The sequence below is a fragment of the Burkholderia sp. 22PA0106 genome (assembly GCF_047497155.1).
Taxonomy (GTDB): domain Bacteria; phylum Pseudomonadota; class Gammaproteobacteria; order Burkholderiales; family Burkholderiaceae; genus Burkholderia.
In genome coordinates this window covers 532173-546770 of the sequence record NZ_CP163163.1, presented here as the reverse complement: position 1 = coordinate 546770, position 14598 = coordinate 532173, and the positions used below count along the sequence as shown (strand labels likewise).

At 68.8% G+C, this 14598-nt stretch carries 13 protein-coding genes; 7 read left to right on the top strand and 6 right to left on the bottom strand.

The genetic code is table 11. The annotated features are described in order from the left end of the window. The first annotated feature begins 56 nt into the window (after nucleotides 1–56). Nucleotides 57–1451 carry a class II fumarate hydratase gene (gene fumC, locus AB4850_RS17370; RefSeq protein ID WP_414444259.1) on the top strand — a complete coding sequence of 465 codons (1395 nt, stop codon included), beginning with the start codon at nucleotides 57–59 and terminating at the stop codon, nucleotides 1449–1451. A gap of 103 nt (nucleotides 1452–1554) precedes the next feature. On the opposite strand, the gene AB4850_RS17365 is transcribed toward fumC, so the two are convergent. Next, nucleotides 1555–2064, bottom strand: coding sequence for an acyl-CoA thioesterase (locus AB4850_RS17365; protein ID WP_414444258.1), 510 nt, complete (start codon nucleotides 2062–2064; stop codon nucleotides 1555–1557). A gap of 90 nt (nucleotides 2065–2154) precedes the next feature. Beyond that, the gene (locus AB4850_RS17360; RefSeq protein WP_414444257.1) at nucleotides 2155–2304 is read right to left on the bottom strand and encodes a hypothetical protein; all 150 of its coding nucleotides are present in this window, start codon (nucleotides 2302–2304) and stop codon (nucleotides 2155–2157) included. Nucleotides 2305–2439: 135 nt separating this feature from the next. On the opposite strand from AB4850_RS17360, the gene AB4850_RS17355 reads away from it, so the two are divergent. Together AB4850_RS17355 and AB4850_RS17350 are read left to right on the top strand one after the other, a co-directional pair. Further along, the gene (locus tag AB4850_RS17355) at nucleotides 2440–3147 is read left to right on the top strand and encodes an ArsR/SmtB family transcription factor (RefSeq protein ID WP_414444256.1); all 708 of its coding nucleotides are present in this window, start codon (nucleotides 2440–2442) and stop codon (nucleotides 3145–3147) included. A 190-nt stretch (nucleotides 3148–3337) separates the two neighbouring features. After that, the gene (locus tag AB4850_RS17350) at nucleotides 3338–5950 is read left to right on the top strand and encodes a DUF6600 domain-containing protein (protein ID WP_414444255.1); all 2613 of its coding nucleotides are present in this window, start codon (nucleotides 3338–3340) and stop codon (nucleotides 5948–5950) included. Between the two features lie 104 nt (nucleotides 5951–6054). On the opposite strand, the gene AB4850_RS17345 is transcribed toward AB4850_RS17350, so the two are convergent. Continuing rightward, nucleotides 6055–7026: a thymidylate synthase gene (locus tag AB4850_RS17345; RefSeq protein WP_414444254.1), complete on the bottom strand. Its 972-nt coding sequence runs from the start codon at nucleotides 7024–7026 to the stop codon at nucleotides 6055–6057. Between the two features lie 59 nt (nucleotides 7027–7085). After that, nucleotides 7086–8459 (bottom strand): sigma 54-interacting transcriptional regulator, encoded by a 1374-nt coding sequence (locus AB4850_RS17340; RefSeq protein ID WP_414444253.1) that lies wholly within the window; start codon nucleotides 8457–8459, stop codon nucleotides 7086–7088. A gap of 550 nt (nucleotides 8460–9009) precedes the next feature. On the opposite strand from AB4850_RS17340, the gene AB4850_RS17335 reads away from it, so the two are divergent. Both AB4850_RS17335 and AB4850_RS17330 read left to right on the top strand, forming a co-directional pair. Continuing rightward, on the top strand, nucleotides 9010–10446 hold the full coding sequence (locus tag AB4850_RS17335) for a cell wall anchor protein (RefSeq protein WP_414444252.1): 1437 nt from the start codon (nucleotides 9010–9012) through the stop codon (nucleotides 10444–10446). A gap of 103 nt (nucleotides 10447–10549) precedes the next feature. Further along, on the top strand, nucleotides 10550–11047 hold the full coding sequence (locus tag AB4850_RS17330) for a dihydrofolate reductase (RefSeq protein WP_414444251.1): 498 nt from the start codon (nucleotides 10550–10552) through the stop codon (nucleotides 11045–11047). 98 nt (nucleotides 11048–11145) lie between these two features. Here AB4850_RS17330 and pmbA read toward each other — a convergent pair whose 3' ends face one another. After that, nucleotides 11146–12516: a metalloprotease PmbA gene (pmbA, locus tag AB4850_RS17325; RefSeq protein ID WP_414444250.1), complete on the bottom strand. Its 1371-nt coding sequence runs from the start codon at nucleotides 12514–12516 to the stop codon at nucleotides 11146–11148. A gap of 161 nt (nucleotides 12517–12677) precedes the next feature. Here pmbA and yjgA point away from each other — a divergent pair, with 161 nt between their 5' ends. Both yjgA and mog read left to right on the top strand, forming a co-directional pair. Continuing rightward, nucleotides 12678–13283 (top strand): ribosome biogenesis factor YjgA, encoded by a 606-nt coding sequence (gene yjgA, locus AB4850_RS17320; protein ID WP_414444249.1) that lies wholly within the window; start codon nucleotides 12678–12680, stop codon nucleotides 13281–13283. Then, entirely contained in the window at nucleotides 13264–13890 is a 627-nt protein-coding gene (gene mog, locus AB4850_RS17315) for a molybdopterin adenylyltransferase (protein WP_414444248.1), read from the top strand. Before yjgA ends, mog begins: the two co-directional genes overlap by 20 nt. 53 nt (nucleotides 13891–13943) lie before the next feature. On the opposite strand, the gene orn is transcribed toward mog, so the two are convergent. After that, nucleotides 13944–14543, bottom strand: a complete 600-nt coding sequence (orn, locus tag AB4850_RS17310; RefSeq protein ID WP_414444247.1) for an oligoribonuclease — start codon at nucleotides 14541–14543, stop codon at nucleotides 13944–13946. Nucleotides 14544–14598: the final 55 nt, after the last annotated feature.

The following is a 14598-nucleotide window of genomic DNA, read 5'->3' as shown; positions in this document are numbered from 1 at the left end:
TTTCGTGCCGCGCCGCCGCGCGCGGCGGAGCCAATTCTCGTGACGGAGTCATCAAGATGAGCGAAGCAGTACGGATGGAACGCGATACGTTCGGCGAAATCGCCGTGCCGGACGCCCGCCTGTGGGGCGCGCAAACGCAGCGGTCGCTGCAGAACTTCAAGATCTCGACGGAAAAGCAGTCGCCCGAACTGATCCACGCGCTCGCGCTGATCAAGCGCGCGGCCGCCAGCGTCAACCGCGAACTCGGCGTGCTGGCCAATGACAAGGCCGACGCGATCGTCGCGGCCGCCGACGAGATCATCGCCGGCCGTCATCCCGAGGAATTCCCGCTGGCCGTCTGGCAAACGGGCTCGGGCACGCAGACCAACATGAACCTCAACGAGGTCATCGCGAACCGCGCCAGCGAGCTGCTCGGCGGCGTGCGCGGCGAGTCGCGCAAGGTCCACCCGAACGACGACGTGAACCGCGGCCAATCGTCGAACGACGTATTCCCGACGGCCATGCACATCGCCGCCGCGTTCGCGATCCACACGCAGTTGCTGCCGGCGCTCAAGCGCCTGCGCGCCACGCTCGACGAGAAATCGAAGGCGTTTGCCGAGATCGTCAAGATCGGCCGCACCCACTTGCAGGACGCCACGCCGCTCACGCTCGGCCAGGAATTTTCGGGCTACGTCGCGCAACTCGATCACGGCATCCGCCACGTCGAATCGACGCTGCCGCACCTCTACGAACTCGCGCAGGGCGGCACGGCGGTCGGCACCGGCCTGAACGCGCATCCGAAGTTCGCGGCGGCCGTGGCCGGCGAGATCGGCAAGCTCACGCAACTGCCGTTCGTGACCGCGCCCAACAAGTTCGAGGTGATGGCCGCGGCCGACGCGCTGGTGTTCGCGCACGGCGCGCTGAAAACGGTCGCCGCCAGCCTCATGAAGATCGCCAACGACGTGCGCTGGCTCGCGAGCGGCCCGCGCTGCGGCCTCGGCGAGCTGTCGATTCCCGAGAACGAGCCGGGCAGCTCGATCATGCCGGGCAAGGTCAACCCGACCCAGTCCGAAGCCGTGACGATGCTGTGCTGCCAGGTGTTCGGCAACGACGTGGCCGTCAACTTCGGCGGCGCGAGCGGCAATTTCGAGCTGAACGTGTTCCGCCCGATGATCGCGCACAACGTGCTGCAATCGGTGCGCCTGCTGGCCGACGGCGCGTTGAGCTTCAACGATCACTGTGCGGTGGGCATCGAGCCGAACCGCCCGCGCATCGATACGCTGCTCAACGAATCGCTGATGCTGGTGACGGCGCTCAATCCGCACATCGGCTACGACAAGGCCGCGCAGATCGCGAAGAAGGCGCACAAGGAAGGCACCACGCTGAAGGCCTCCGCGCTGGCGCTCGGCTACGTGACGGATGCCCAGTTCGACGAATGGGTCAAGCCGGGCGAGATGATCGGCAACCACTGAGCGTCGCCGCACGAGCCGCAAAAGGGCGTGCTGAACGCCCTCGACGAACAAGGCCGGCAAATGCCGGCCTTGTCGTTTTGCGAGGATGCTTGCGGCGCGCCGTTCAGACGCTGCCCTTCGCGACTTCCTCGGGCTTCAGTTCGACGATCTTGTCGAGCGCGGCGCGCACGTCCATCGCGTATTGCTGGAGGCGGCGTTCTTCATCGTTGCTCGGCACGAACGGCGGCACGGGCAGCGGGTTGCCGTTCTCGTCGACGGCGACGAACACCACCATGCAGTCGGTGGTCTGGCGCAGCACGCCGCCCTTCGGGTCGCCCGCGTGCACCGAGACGTGAATATGCATGCTGGTGCGGCCCGTCGCGACCACACGCGCCTTCAGCTCGACCAGGTTGCCGACCAGGATCGGCCGCTGGAAGCGGATATTGCCGACGCTGACGGTCACGCAATAGCGGCTCGACCAGATCGCCGCGCAGGCGTAGGCGGTCTCGTCGATCCATTTCATCAGCGCACCGCCGTGGACCTTGCCGCCGAAGTTCACCGAGGTGGGCTCGGCGAGAAAACGGAACACGGTCTCGGTGCGATCGAGGGGCGCGGTGGGCGATGAGTTCGACATCTGGGCTCCGTTTCGACGGTATCGTGTGGGAACGCCGATTATACGAGGCCGGGCCGGCGAACCGCCCCGACGCGGCCCGCCTTGCTCGTGTCAGTTGTGGACGGTGATGCCCTGGTCGATCGTGCCGTACATCTCGATGCTGCCGTGGCCGCCGTCCGAGGCACCGCCGCCGTTCGCGCAGCCTGCGCAACAGCCGGCCGCCACGAGCGCCGCCAGCAGCATCCTGATCCTTCCGCGCATGATGTCCGTTCCTCGAGGTTCGATGGCCGCATTCTACGCGGCGCTCCGTGCATTCCACGTTTCACGATCGGGTGAAGCGTCGGATGCCGGACGCACCTACACTACGCGGATTCTCATCGCCTCCAGGAGCTGCCCATGATCGCGACCGACCCGCATTTTCCCGGCCTGAGCCGGATCGGCGCGTTGCTGGCCGACCCTGGCCGCGCGGCGATGCTGTGGGCGCTGATGGACGGCAGCGCGCGCCCGGCTGGCGAGTTGACGCAGATCGCCGGGCTTTCGCCGTCGGCCGGCAGCGCCCATCTGGCGCGTTTGAGCGACGGCGGCCTGCTCGCGCTGGAAGTGCGCGGCCGCCATCGCTATTACCGGATCGCCTCGCCCGACATCGCCGCCTCGATCGAGGCGCTCGCCAATCTCGCGCAGGCCACGGCGGCCACGCGCCCGACACCGTCCGCCGCGCGCACCGTGCCGCCGGCAATGCGCCACGCGCGCACCTGCTACGACCACATGGCCGGCGAACTGGCCGTGCGCGTGTACGACCGCATGCTCGAACGCGGCTGGCTCGCCGCCCGCGAGCGCGAGGTGGACGTGACGCCGCTCGGCGCGGCGGCGTTCGTGCAGCGCTGGCGCATCGACATCGGCGCGCAACGCCAGCGCAAGCGGCGCTTCGCCTGCACCTGCCTCGACTGGAGCGAGCGGCGCGTGCATCTGGCCGGCGCGCTCGGCGCGGCGCTGCTCGACGCCTGGCTCGACGCGCGCTGGGTCGAACCGGCCAGCCAGCCGCGCGTGCTGCGCATCACGCCCGACGGGCAGCGCCGTTTCGAGGCGCTGCTGGCCGACGCCTGACGACACGCCGCGAAGCCGGCCGTGAAGCCCACGGTAAAGGCCGCCAACGAGCGCCGCGCGGGCAGCGACATGCTTTGTTACGCCGTGCATAGGCGCATTACAAAAGCGGCGAACCGGATACACGGAGCGCGGGTACAGTGGGCGCACGCGGGCCAGGTACGCGCCCGCGACGATCCATAACGAGTCCGACATGACCTCGCTCCGCGCCCCGTATTCCCTCAGCTCGCTGGCCGCCTCGACGCTGCTCGCGATCGCGACGCTCGCCGCCGCGCTGCCGCCCGCTCTCGCCCAGACACCGCCCGAGCCGGACGGCGCGCCCACGGCGCAGCAAGCCGGCGGCGATCCGCCGTCACGCGTCGCGCGGCTCGACTACCGGTCCGGCCCGGTCACGACCGAGCCGGCCGGCGCGAGCGACTGGTCGTATGCGACCGTCAACCGCCCGCTGACCAGCGGCGACCAGCTCTGGAACGACCAGGGCGCGCGCTCGGAACTGCATATCGGCTCGACGGCCGTACGGCTCGACCAATCGACCTCGCTCGCGATCCTCAATCTCGACGACAGCAGCACGCAATTGAAGGTAGGCATCGGCACGCTGTCGACGCACGTGCGCGAACTGACACCCGGCGGCGCCTACGAGATCGACACGCCGAACCTCGCGCTTGCCATCAATGGCCCCGGCGACTACCGCGTCGACGTCGCGCCGGACGGCGCCTCGACCACCGTCACCGTGCGCCGCGGTACGGCGACCGCCTACGGCGAGGCCGGCCAGATCCCGATCGCGGCCGGCCAGCAACTGACGTTTTCCGGCACCAACCTGCAGAGCACGGCCGGCAACGCCGTGCCGCCGGCCGATCCGTTCGACGGCTGGGCCGCCGCGCGCGACGCGGCCGAGGATCGTTCGATCTCGGCGCGCTACGTGTCGCGCGACATCCCCGGTTATCAGGATCTCGACGCGAACGGCACTTGGCGCGAGACGCCCGAATACGGCGCGGTCTGGACGCCCAACAGCACACCGGCCGGCTGGGCGCCGTATCACACCGGCCACTGGATCTGGCAGGCGCCGTGGGGCTGGACCTGGATCGACGACGCGCCGTGGGGCTTCGCGCCCTACCACTACGGCCGCTGGGCCTATCTCGACGACAACTGGGCCTGGGTGCCCGGCCCGGTCGTGGCGGCCGAGCCGCCTTGCTATGCGCCGGCGCTGGTCGGTTTCGTCGGCGGCGGGGGCGGCGGCTTCGACTGGAGCGTCGGGCTGGCCGTGGGCGGCGCGGTGGCCGCCGGCGTGGCGTGGTTCCCGCTCGCGCCGCACGAGGCCTGGCGGCCGGGCTGGGGCGGCTGGAGCCCGCGCTACTACGAGCGCGTGAACCGCACCACGATCGTCAACAACATCAACATCCACAACACCTATATCAACTACCGCGTGCGCAACGGCGTGACCGCCATCCCGGCGCAGGCGTTCGTGCACGGCCAGCCGGTGGCGCGCTTCGCGCAGCATGTCGATCCGCGGCAGTGGCGCAACGCGCATCTCGGCGCAGGCGCGCCGGGCATCGCGCCGGTACGTCAGAGCTTCGCGGGCGGGCTGCGCAACGCGAGCTATCGGCCGCCGCAAATGGCGCTCGGCCATCCGATCGTGGCGACGCGCAATCCGGTCGTGCCGGCCGCGTTCCACGACCGGCAGGCGCAGCAGTTCGCGCGGCATGGCGGCAACGTGCCGGGCGCCGGTGCGCCCGTGGTCCGCAGCAGCACGCCGCCGAACTATGCGGCGCGGCCGGTGCACCCGGTCGCCGGGCTGGCCGGCGCGCCGAATCAGTGGGCAATGCACAACGTGCAGCTCGTCAACCGTCAGGGGCCGGTGTTGCAGCCGGGCCAACGCGGGCCGGGTGCTCAGTTCGGTGGCGAGGCGCGCGGGCCGGGCGGCATGAACCCGGCGGGCGAGCCGGCACCGGCGGCCGTGCGATCCGCCACCGCGGGCGGCCAGGTGATGCCGCGCGGCGAACCGGGCATGCCGGGTATGTCCGCCGAACGCGGCGGCGCGCCGATCCAGCGCGGCGGCCAGGGCATGCCACCCACGGCCGGCTTCGCGCCGCATCAGCCGGGGATGGCTGCACCGGCGCCGGCCGGCAACGGCGTGCCGCGTCCGCCGATGGATGCGGGCCGGGCCGGTTTCCATCCGGGGCAGTCGGAGGCGGGACAGCCGCCTTCGTGGACTCAGCCGCATGCGCCGATCGCGCAGCAACGCGCGAACGCGCCGTTCCATGCCGGCCAGCCGCAAGGCATGCGCGAGAACGGTGTGCCGCCGCGGCCGCAGTTCGGGCAGTCGGGTGGCGTCGAGGGGCAGCGTCCGCAAGCAGGGAACACGATGCAGCCCGGTTTCGTCTCGCGGCCGCCAGAGCAGGCGCATTCGGCGCCGATGCAGCGCATGCCGGCGCAGCAGCCCGCTCCGCAGCCGGTCAACGAGCCGCGCCGGAACCTGCCGCAACCGTCGTTCGGCCAGCCGCAGATGCATGAAGCGTCGCCGCGCATGGAGCCGCGCGCGCAATCGCAGCCGCACTTCGAGCCGCAGCAGGCGCCTCGCATGGAGCGGCCACAACCGCATTTCGAACCACAGCCAGCCCCGCGCATGGAGCGCCCGCAACCGCATTTCGAACCACAGCAAGCCCCGCGCATGGAGCAGCCGCGTCCCGCCCCGCAGCCGCACTTCGAGCGCCCCGCCGCGCCGCCACCCCATATCGAGCAGCCGCGTCCGGCGCCGGCACCCGCACAGCACGCACCGCAGAACGAGGGGCACCCAGGGCGCCACTGACACCGCGCCTCTCGCCCGCCTCAACGCAAAAAGCCCGCGCCGAACGAAACGGCGCGGGCTTTTTTTAACGTCCCCGAAAATGAGGGCCGCCTGCCCCCGGAGCGTTACACCGCCATCGGCGCCGTCAGCGGCGCATGGTGGCGATAGCCTTCGAGCGAGAAATCGGACGGCTCGATCCGTTCGAGCCATTCGGGCGCGTACACGCCCGTCTTCGCGTACTCGGGCACGCGCTCGGCGATCACGAGGCGCGGGCTTTCGTACGGTTCGCGTTCGAGCTGCTGCGTCAGCATGTCGAGCTGGTTTTCGTAGATGTGCGCATCGCCGATGAAGTACGTAAACCAGCGCGGCGTGTAGCCCGTCAGGCGGCCGACCAGTTCCAGCAGCGCCGCGCCTTCGGTCAGGTTGAACGGCGTGCCGAGGCCCACGTCGTTGCTGCGGATGTAGAGGCACAGCGAGATCTCGCGCTTCGCCGCGTTCGGCAGGAACTGGTACAGCAGGTGGCAGGCCGGCAGCGCGATCTCGTCGAGCTTCACCGGGTTCCAGCCATGGAACAGGATGCGGCGGCTCGACGGGTCGCGCATGATCGTGTCGAGACAATCGCGCAACTGGTCGATCGCCTTGTACAGCAGCACCTGCTGGGCGCCGCCGTCCTCGAAGCCGGTTACGACGCGGTAGCCGCGCGAGAGGGCGTCGTCGATCTGCGCGGTGGCCTGCGCGGCGAGCACCTTGTAGCCGGGCCAACTGCGCCATTGCACGCCGTACACGTCGCCGAGATCGTCCACGCCGGTGCGATACGGATTGGCGAGCCAGGCGGCGTTGTCGTTGGCGTTCGCATCCCACACCTTGCAGCCGAGCGCGCGAAAATCGGCCGCGCTGCGCGTGGCGCGCAGGAAGCCGACCAGTTCGCCGATCGCCGACTTGAACGCCAGCTTCTTGGTCGTGACGGCCGGAAAGCCTTGCTGCAGGTCGAAGCGCAGCATCGCGCCCGGCATGCCGATGGTGCGGATGCCGGTGCGGTTCTCCTGCCAGGAGCCGGTATCGAGGATGGTGCGAACGAGATCGAGATACTGTTTCATGCGGGTTCCTTCGGCCGCCAGCGCGGCCCGTCCCGCGATTCTAACAAGCCTCGCGACACTCAGCCGGCGGCCGGCATGGGCAGCCCGATCGTCTCGACGTCGCGATCGCGCATGCCGTGCGCCACCAACAGCCGGTACAGCGTGACGCGCGACACCCCGAGTTCGCGCGCCGCGTCGGCGAACCGGCCGCGATGGCGCAGCAGCGCGATCTCGATCGCGTGCCGCTCGGCGGCCTCGCGCGCCGCGTTCAGCGAGATCGGCGCCGATTTGGTGAAATCCGTCAATTCCAGATCGGCCGCGCTGATCATGCGCCCTTCCGACATCACGATCGCGCGCCGCACGCGATTGATCAGCTCGCGCACGTTGCCGGGCCACGTGTAGTTGTGCATCGCGGCGATCGCGTCGGGCGCGAAGCCGCGAAGCCGGCGGCTCGCATCGCCCCGGAACCGTTCGAGCATGTGGCGCGCCAGCACTTCGATATCCTTGCCGCGCTCGCGCAGCGGCGGCTCGATCACCTTCAGCACGCACAGCCGGTGATACAGATCCTCGCGGAACCGGCCGGCGCGCAACGCCGCTTCCATGTCCACGTGGGTCGCGCAAATCACGCGCACATCCACCGGAATCGACGCATGGCCGCCGAGCCGCTCGATCCGCCCTTCCTGCAGGAAGCGCAGCAGGCTCGACTGGCTTTCGAGCGGCAGGTCGCCGATCTCGTCGAGGAACAGCGTGCCGCCATGCGCAGCCTCGACGCGGCCGATCTTGCGCTGCGTCGCGCCCGTAAACGCGCCGCGCTCGTAGCCGAACAGTTCGGACTGCAACAGATGATGCGGAATCGCGCCGCAATTGATCGCGACGAACGGTGCGGCGGCGCGCGCCGAACGTTCATGGATCGCCACGGCGCTCAACTCCTTGCCGGTGCCCGATTCGCCCGAGATGAAGACGGGCGCGTCGGTGGAGGCGACCTTGCGCAGCGTGCGGAACAGCCCGAGCATCGCCTCGCACGCGCCGACCATCTCGCCCTCCCCCTCCCCGCGCGCCGCCGTCAGCGGCGGCTCGGCCAGCGTGACCATGCCGTAGGCGTGCCCGACCGATTCGACGATGCGCTCACGGTCGCACGGCATCGTCATGTAGTCGAAGCAGTAATCGCGTACCAGCCGCCGCAGTCCGACGTTCTGCATCTGGCCGCGCTGGGCCACCGCGATCCAGCCGACGTTCGGCGTGCTCAGGCAGGCCTCGACGTCGCCGAGCTCGCCCGGGTCGATACCCGACATGTCGAGCAGGCCGCCGGCCGCGCCGCCGCGTGCAGACGCCCGGCGCAGGTCGCGCGCCGTGGCCGCATGCTCGACCCGCCAGCCGCGCGCGTCGAAGCTGCGTTGCAGTTCCACGCTCGGGTCGCGCGAGAAATAGATCAGATGCCTAGTGACGATTTCCATCGCACCATCCTTCGTTCGATGCCCGGCACGCGAGGCCTTGCGTGCGACCGCGCCGCCGAACCGGCCCTCACGAGCGGATACGGCCAACGCGTCCTGTTGCAGACATTCAAGTCTCCCCGGCAATAAGGCGCTTGCTTTTTTGGCGGCCGCGACCCACGGCCATATTGTTGTTTCGCTCTCGCATTGTTGTTCGACTGGATACTTGACGCGATTCCTCTGGAGAACCTCCGGAGCGGCGGCCCCGCGCGCGGGCTGCACCGAGATGGCGAAACCAGTGTCAGCCGTTTTAATTCGCTTGGGTATCCGAAATAATCCGTACATGCCGCGTTTCAGAATTGAAACGATTTTGCTTCGGGATACTGTCAAATTTTCCGAATGGCGAGGAGGCGTCCTTGTGCGACAGGCCTCGCGCGTCGATGGCACGCGTTTCGCTAAAGGAAGCCCGTCGAACACCGCGACGCACGCGTGAGCCGACACCTTTTTTCACGTGCCCCGTCCCCCGGCGGGCACGCTTTTTATTCCTCCGACCGTTACATCACCGAGCCCATTCATGAAGCGTACCGTCATCGCCGCCGCTCTCCTCGCCTCGTCCGCCAGCACCGCCTTTGCCGCCGACGCATTCCTTTACAACCTGACAGGCGTCACGCAAGCCGTGGGCATCTTCGGTGCCGTCGGCCTGTATGGCGTGGTCGGCGTGTCGAGCAGCGCCGGCGCCGTGATCGACAACCATCAGGCCGTGGCACTGAATCATGTGTCGCTGGCGCCGCTCCATCAAAGCAGCACGCAGGGCGCCGTGACGGTGTCGGTCGACAATGTCGCCGCCAGCACCACCGCCGACGGTTACGCCTATCGCAACAGCGCGCAGTCGGCCTCGTTCGATGCCTCGGTAAAGACGACATCGTCGCAATCGGCTTCGGCCAGCGACAGTGGCTGGATCGCGGGCGGCAGCACCAGCACGGCCAGCTCGCAACAGAGCGTGACGGCGAACCAGTCGTCGAGCCAGCACCGCACGGGCAGCACCGGCGGCGCGGCGTTCATCGCGGGCGGTGCGGCGTCCGCCTCCGGCAGCAGCCAGAGCAACCAGGCGAGCGGCTACGTGCTGCCGGGCCTGTTCGGCTTCGTGGCAGGCGGCAGCGCCTCGCACAGCGCGAGCAGCTATCGCGTCGGCGCGGCCGAGGCGGCGTGGGGCGCGTCCTCGTCGACGGATGCGGCCAGCAGCGCGCATCGGCATGCCGACGTCAGCGCGAGCCGCAGCAGCAGCGCATCGGGCTCGGCCTGGCAGGCGAATGCTTCGCACAGCGAATCGAAAACGGCATCGAGCGGTTCGCTCTCGACTCGCGAACACGCCGAGACGGCGCGCAGCACGTCATGGGGCTTCGGCAGCAACATCGAAGCGCAGCGCACCGAAACCTCGGGCAGCGTCACCACCGTCACCGACACGCGCCAGGCCGGCACGCTGACCGCCACTACCGGCAGCAACGCCGCCACCGGCGTGAAGGGCAACCTCGGCATCAACGTCGCGATGGGCATCGACAACGCACAGAGCAACGACGTGTCGCTCGCCTCGGTCGATATCGGCAACGTGTTCGGCAACGCGCAGGCGTTCAGCACGCAGTCGTCGGCGGGCTACGCGCGCATCGACAACTTCGTGCTCAACGCCTCGCTGGGCGACGGCTCGCTGGCCGGCGTGTCGGGCAATGTCGGCGTGAACGTCGCCTCGGGCGTCGGCAACGTGCAGAACAACAGCGTGGCCGGCTCGATGACGACCACCAGCGCCGGGCAGGCGAAGACGGTCGCGATGGTCGCCACCGACGACGACACGCAGCTTGCCCGTGCGCAGATCGACGGGCGCTTCGTGGGCACCGCGATGCTCGGCGCGAATACCCTCACGGGCGCGACCGGCAACATCGGCGTGAACATCGCCGGCGGCGCGGGCAACCTGCAGCACAACGGCCTCGCGATCGCGGCGCTCAACAGCGGGCACTAAGCGTTGCACGGCCCGCGCGTCGCGCAATCGGGCGACGCGCGGGCCGCCGCATGCGGGTGATCCGGTAGAATCGGGCGCTTTCCCGCCTGCTCCGGATTTCGTCATGACCACCCTGACCCTGATCGTGGCGCGCGCGCGCAACGGCGTGATCGGCCGCGACAACCAGCTTCCGTGGAAGCTGCCCGAAGATCTCGCGTTCTTCAAGCGCACCACCATGGGCGCGCCGATCGTGATGGGCCGCAAGACGCACGAATCGATCGGCCGGCCGCTGCCGGGACGCCGCAACATCGTCGTCACGCGCGACGCGGCACGCCGCTTCGAGGGCTGCGATACGGTGACCTCGCTCGACGCCGCGCTGGCCGCCGCCGCGCAAGACCAGGCCGCCGAAGCGTTCCTGATCGGTGGCGCGCAGCTTTACGCCGAAGGTCTCGGCCGCGCCGACAAGCTGATCGTCACCGAGATCGACGCCGATTTCGACGGCGATGCGTCGTTCCCCGCTCCCGATCCCGCACTGTGGCAAGAGGCCTCGCGCGACACGCATCGCGCCACCGAGCCGAATGCGTTCGACTACGCGTTCGTGGTGTACACGCGCAAGGCCTGAAGACGGATCGCAAGCCACGCCCTGAAAAAACAAAGCGCCGCTTCGAGCGGCGCTTTGTTTTTCGGCCCACGCGCGAAGCGGGGCCGGTTCGATTCGGCTTACTGCCCGGCGATCGTCATCTGCTCGATCAGCACCGAGCCGGTTTGCTTCGTGCCGCGAACGATCGTGTCGGCACCGATCGCGACGATATGCCGGAACATTTCCTGCAACGTGCTCGCCACGGTGATTTCCTCGACCGGGTACTGGATCACGCCGTTCTCGACCCAGAAGCCTGCCGCGCCGCGCGAATAGTCGCCCGTCACGTAGTTCACGCCCTGCCCCATCAGTTCGGTCAGCAGCAGGCCGGTGCCGAGCTTCTTGAGCATCGCGTCGAAATCGTCGCTGTCGCGCGTGTTCGAGCTGCGCAGCGCGAGGTTGTGCGAGCCGCCGGCATTGCCGGTGGTCTTGGTGCCGAGCTTGCGCGCCGAGTAGGTGGACAGGAAGTAGCCCTCTACCACGCCGTCCTTGACCACGCTGCGCGCATGCGTGCGCACGCCTTCCTCGTCGAACGGCGCGCTGCCCATCGCGCGCGGCACGTGCGGATCCTCGACCACCTGCACGTGCGGCGCGAACACCGGCTTGCCGAGGCTGTCGACCAGGAACGACGTCTTGCGATAGAGCGCGCCGCCGCTGACCGCCTGCGTGAACGCACCGAGCAGGCCCGCCGCGAGCGGCGCCTCGAACAGCACCGGCACCTTGCGCGTATCGAGCCGGCGCGAGCCCATCCGCGCCAGCGCGCGTTCGGCGGCATAGCGGCCCACCGCTTCGGGGCTGGCGAGATCGCCGGCGTTGCGCGTGGAGGTGTACCAGTCGTCGCGCTGCATGTGGCGGCCGCTGCCGGCGATCGGCGCGCACGCAACGTAGTGGCGCGAGTACGGATAACCGGCCAGGAAGCCGCGCGAGGTGGCCAGCACGAACTGCGAATGCTGGGCCGACACGCTCGCGCCTTCCGAATTGCGGATCTGCGGGCTGACCGCGAACGCCGCGTCTTCCGAGCGGCGGGCGATTTCGACGGCTTCGTCGGCCGTCAGCGCCCACGGGTGATAGAGATCGAGATCGCGCGGCGCGGTTTCGAGCAGCTCGGCCTCGGCCAGGCCCGCGGCTTCGTCCTCGGCCGTGAAGCGCGCGATGTTGTAGGCGGCCGCGACCGTGTCCTTGAGTGCCGCCGACGAAAAATCGGACGTGCTCGCGTTGCCGCGCTTCTTGCCGAGGAACACCGTCACGCCGACCATCTTGTCGCGGTTGTGCTCGATCGTCTCGACTTCGCCGCGTCGCACCGACACCGACAGGCCGTCACCTTCCGAGATTTCGGTGGCCGCATCGGTCGCACCCATCGCCTTCGCGTGCCGGAGAATTTCCGTGGCAATGTCTTTCAGTTGTTCCTGCGTGTGCGGGAAATGGCGCGAGGGTGCGTCGGTATGAGCAGGCATCGTCGTGTGGTCCGGTAGCGGGCGGCTGGCCCGCGAGGTTCGAAATGTGGCGTATCCGCGATCATAACAAGGTCCGGCCCGCGCCACCTATCGGGGCCTTGCGGCACGCCGCGGCAGCCAAGGCGGCCGGCAACCGCTCGCGGCGCGATACAATCTCGCCCATGAACCGCAAAACCCGTATCCAACCGATCGAGCACGGCGCCGAACCGGACGCCGACAACGGCTACGATCGCCCCAGCAAATCCCAGCTCAAACGCGAGATGCACGAGCTGCAGGCACTGGGCCGCGACCTCGTCGAGCTGCCGAAAGACGCGCTCAAGCGCATGCCGATGTCGGAAAAACTCGACCAGGCCGTGCGCGAAACGCGCCGCATCACCGATCACGAAGGCCGTCGCCGCCAGATGCAGTACGTCGGCAAGGTCATGCGCACGCTCGACCCGGCCGAGGTCGCGGCACTGCGCACCGCGCTCGATTCGCAGCGCGGCGTCAACAAGGCCGCCACGGCGCGGCTGCACTGGATCGAGCGCACGCGCGACCAGTTGCTGGCCGACGACGAGGCGCTGACCCGCTTCATTCAGGCACACCCGGCCGCCGACGCCCAGGAAGGCCGCACGCTGATCCGCAACGCCCGCAAGGAAGCGCAGCAAGGCAAGCCGCCGCGCTACTTCCGCGAGCTGTTCCAGTGGATCAAGGTGACGAGCGCCAAGCCCGGCGAGGATGCCGAGGCCGAGTCCGACGAGGACACCGATGACGACGACGAAGCGTAAGCACCCGGACGAGCTGATCGTCGGGCTGGTTTCGATCAGCGATCGCGCCAGCCGCGGCGATTATCAGGATCAGGGCATTCCGGCGCTCGAAGGCTGGCTCGGCACGGCGCTCGCTTCCCCGTGGCGCGCCGAAACGCGTCTGATCGCCGACGAAGCCGCCCTGATTTCCGCCACGCTCGTCGCGCTGATCGACGAGGCCGGTTGCGACCTGGTGCTGACCACCGGCGGCACCGGCCCGGCCCGGCGCGATGTCACGCCCGAGGCGACGCTGGCGATCGCCACGCGCGAGATGCCCGGCTTCGGCGAGCAGATGCGCCAGATCAGCCTGCGCTTCGTGCCCACCGCGATCCTGTCGCGACAGGTGGCCGTGATCCGCGAAACGCCCGACCACGCGGCGCTCGTCATCAACCTGCCGGGGCAGCCGAAGTCGATCAAGGAAACGCTGGAAGGCCTGCGCGACGATACCGGCAAGGTGCTCGTGCCGGGCATCTTCGCGGCCGTGCCCTATTGCATCGACCTGATCGGCGGCCCGTATGCCGAAACCCACCCGGAAATCTGCGCCGCGTTCCGCCCGAAGAACGCGCAGCGTCCGCCGCGCGCCAATTGACAACGGCCGGGCAAGCCCGGCCGTTTCATCGGTTCACCGCGCCGCGTGACGGCTTACTCGGCGGCGCTCGCCGCCGGCACGAGGAAATGCTCGCGGTAGTACTTCAGTTCGTCGATCGACTCGTGGATGTCGGCCAGCGCCGTATGCATCGCGCGCTTCTGGAAACCCTTGTAGATGGCGGGCTGCCAGCGGCGGCACAGCTCCTTGAGCGTGCTGACGTCGAGGTTGCGGTAATGGAAGAAGGTTTCGAGCTCGGGCATCCAGCGCGCCATGAAGCGGCGGTCCTGGCAGATCGAGTTGCCGCACATCGGCGACTTGCCGGGCGACACGTATTGCGCGAGGAACGACTGGATTTGCGCGGCGGCATCGGCTTCGCTGACGGTGGAGGCACGCACCCGGTCGATCAGGCCCGAGCGGCCATGCGTCGACTGGTTCCAGGCGTCCATCTTGGCAAGGGTTTCGTCGCTCTGGTGGATCGCCAGCACCGGCCCTTCGACGACGCGCTCCAGCGTGGAATTGGTGACGACCACGGCGATCTCGATGATGCGGTCGCTATCCGGGTTCAAACCCGTCATTTCCATGTCGAGCCAGACGAGATTGAGTTCGTTGCGAACGAGCGCGGGCTGGTCGGCGGATTGGGCGATATCGGTCATACGGTTTCCTGAAGAATCGGCGGCGGCGGACGCACCGCTGTCGTGGCCGGCACAT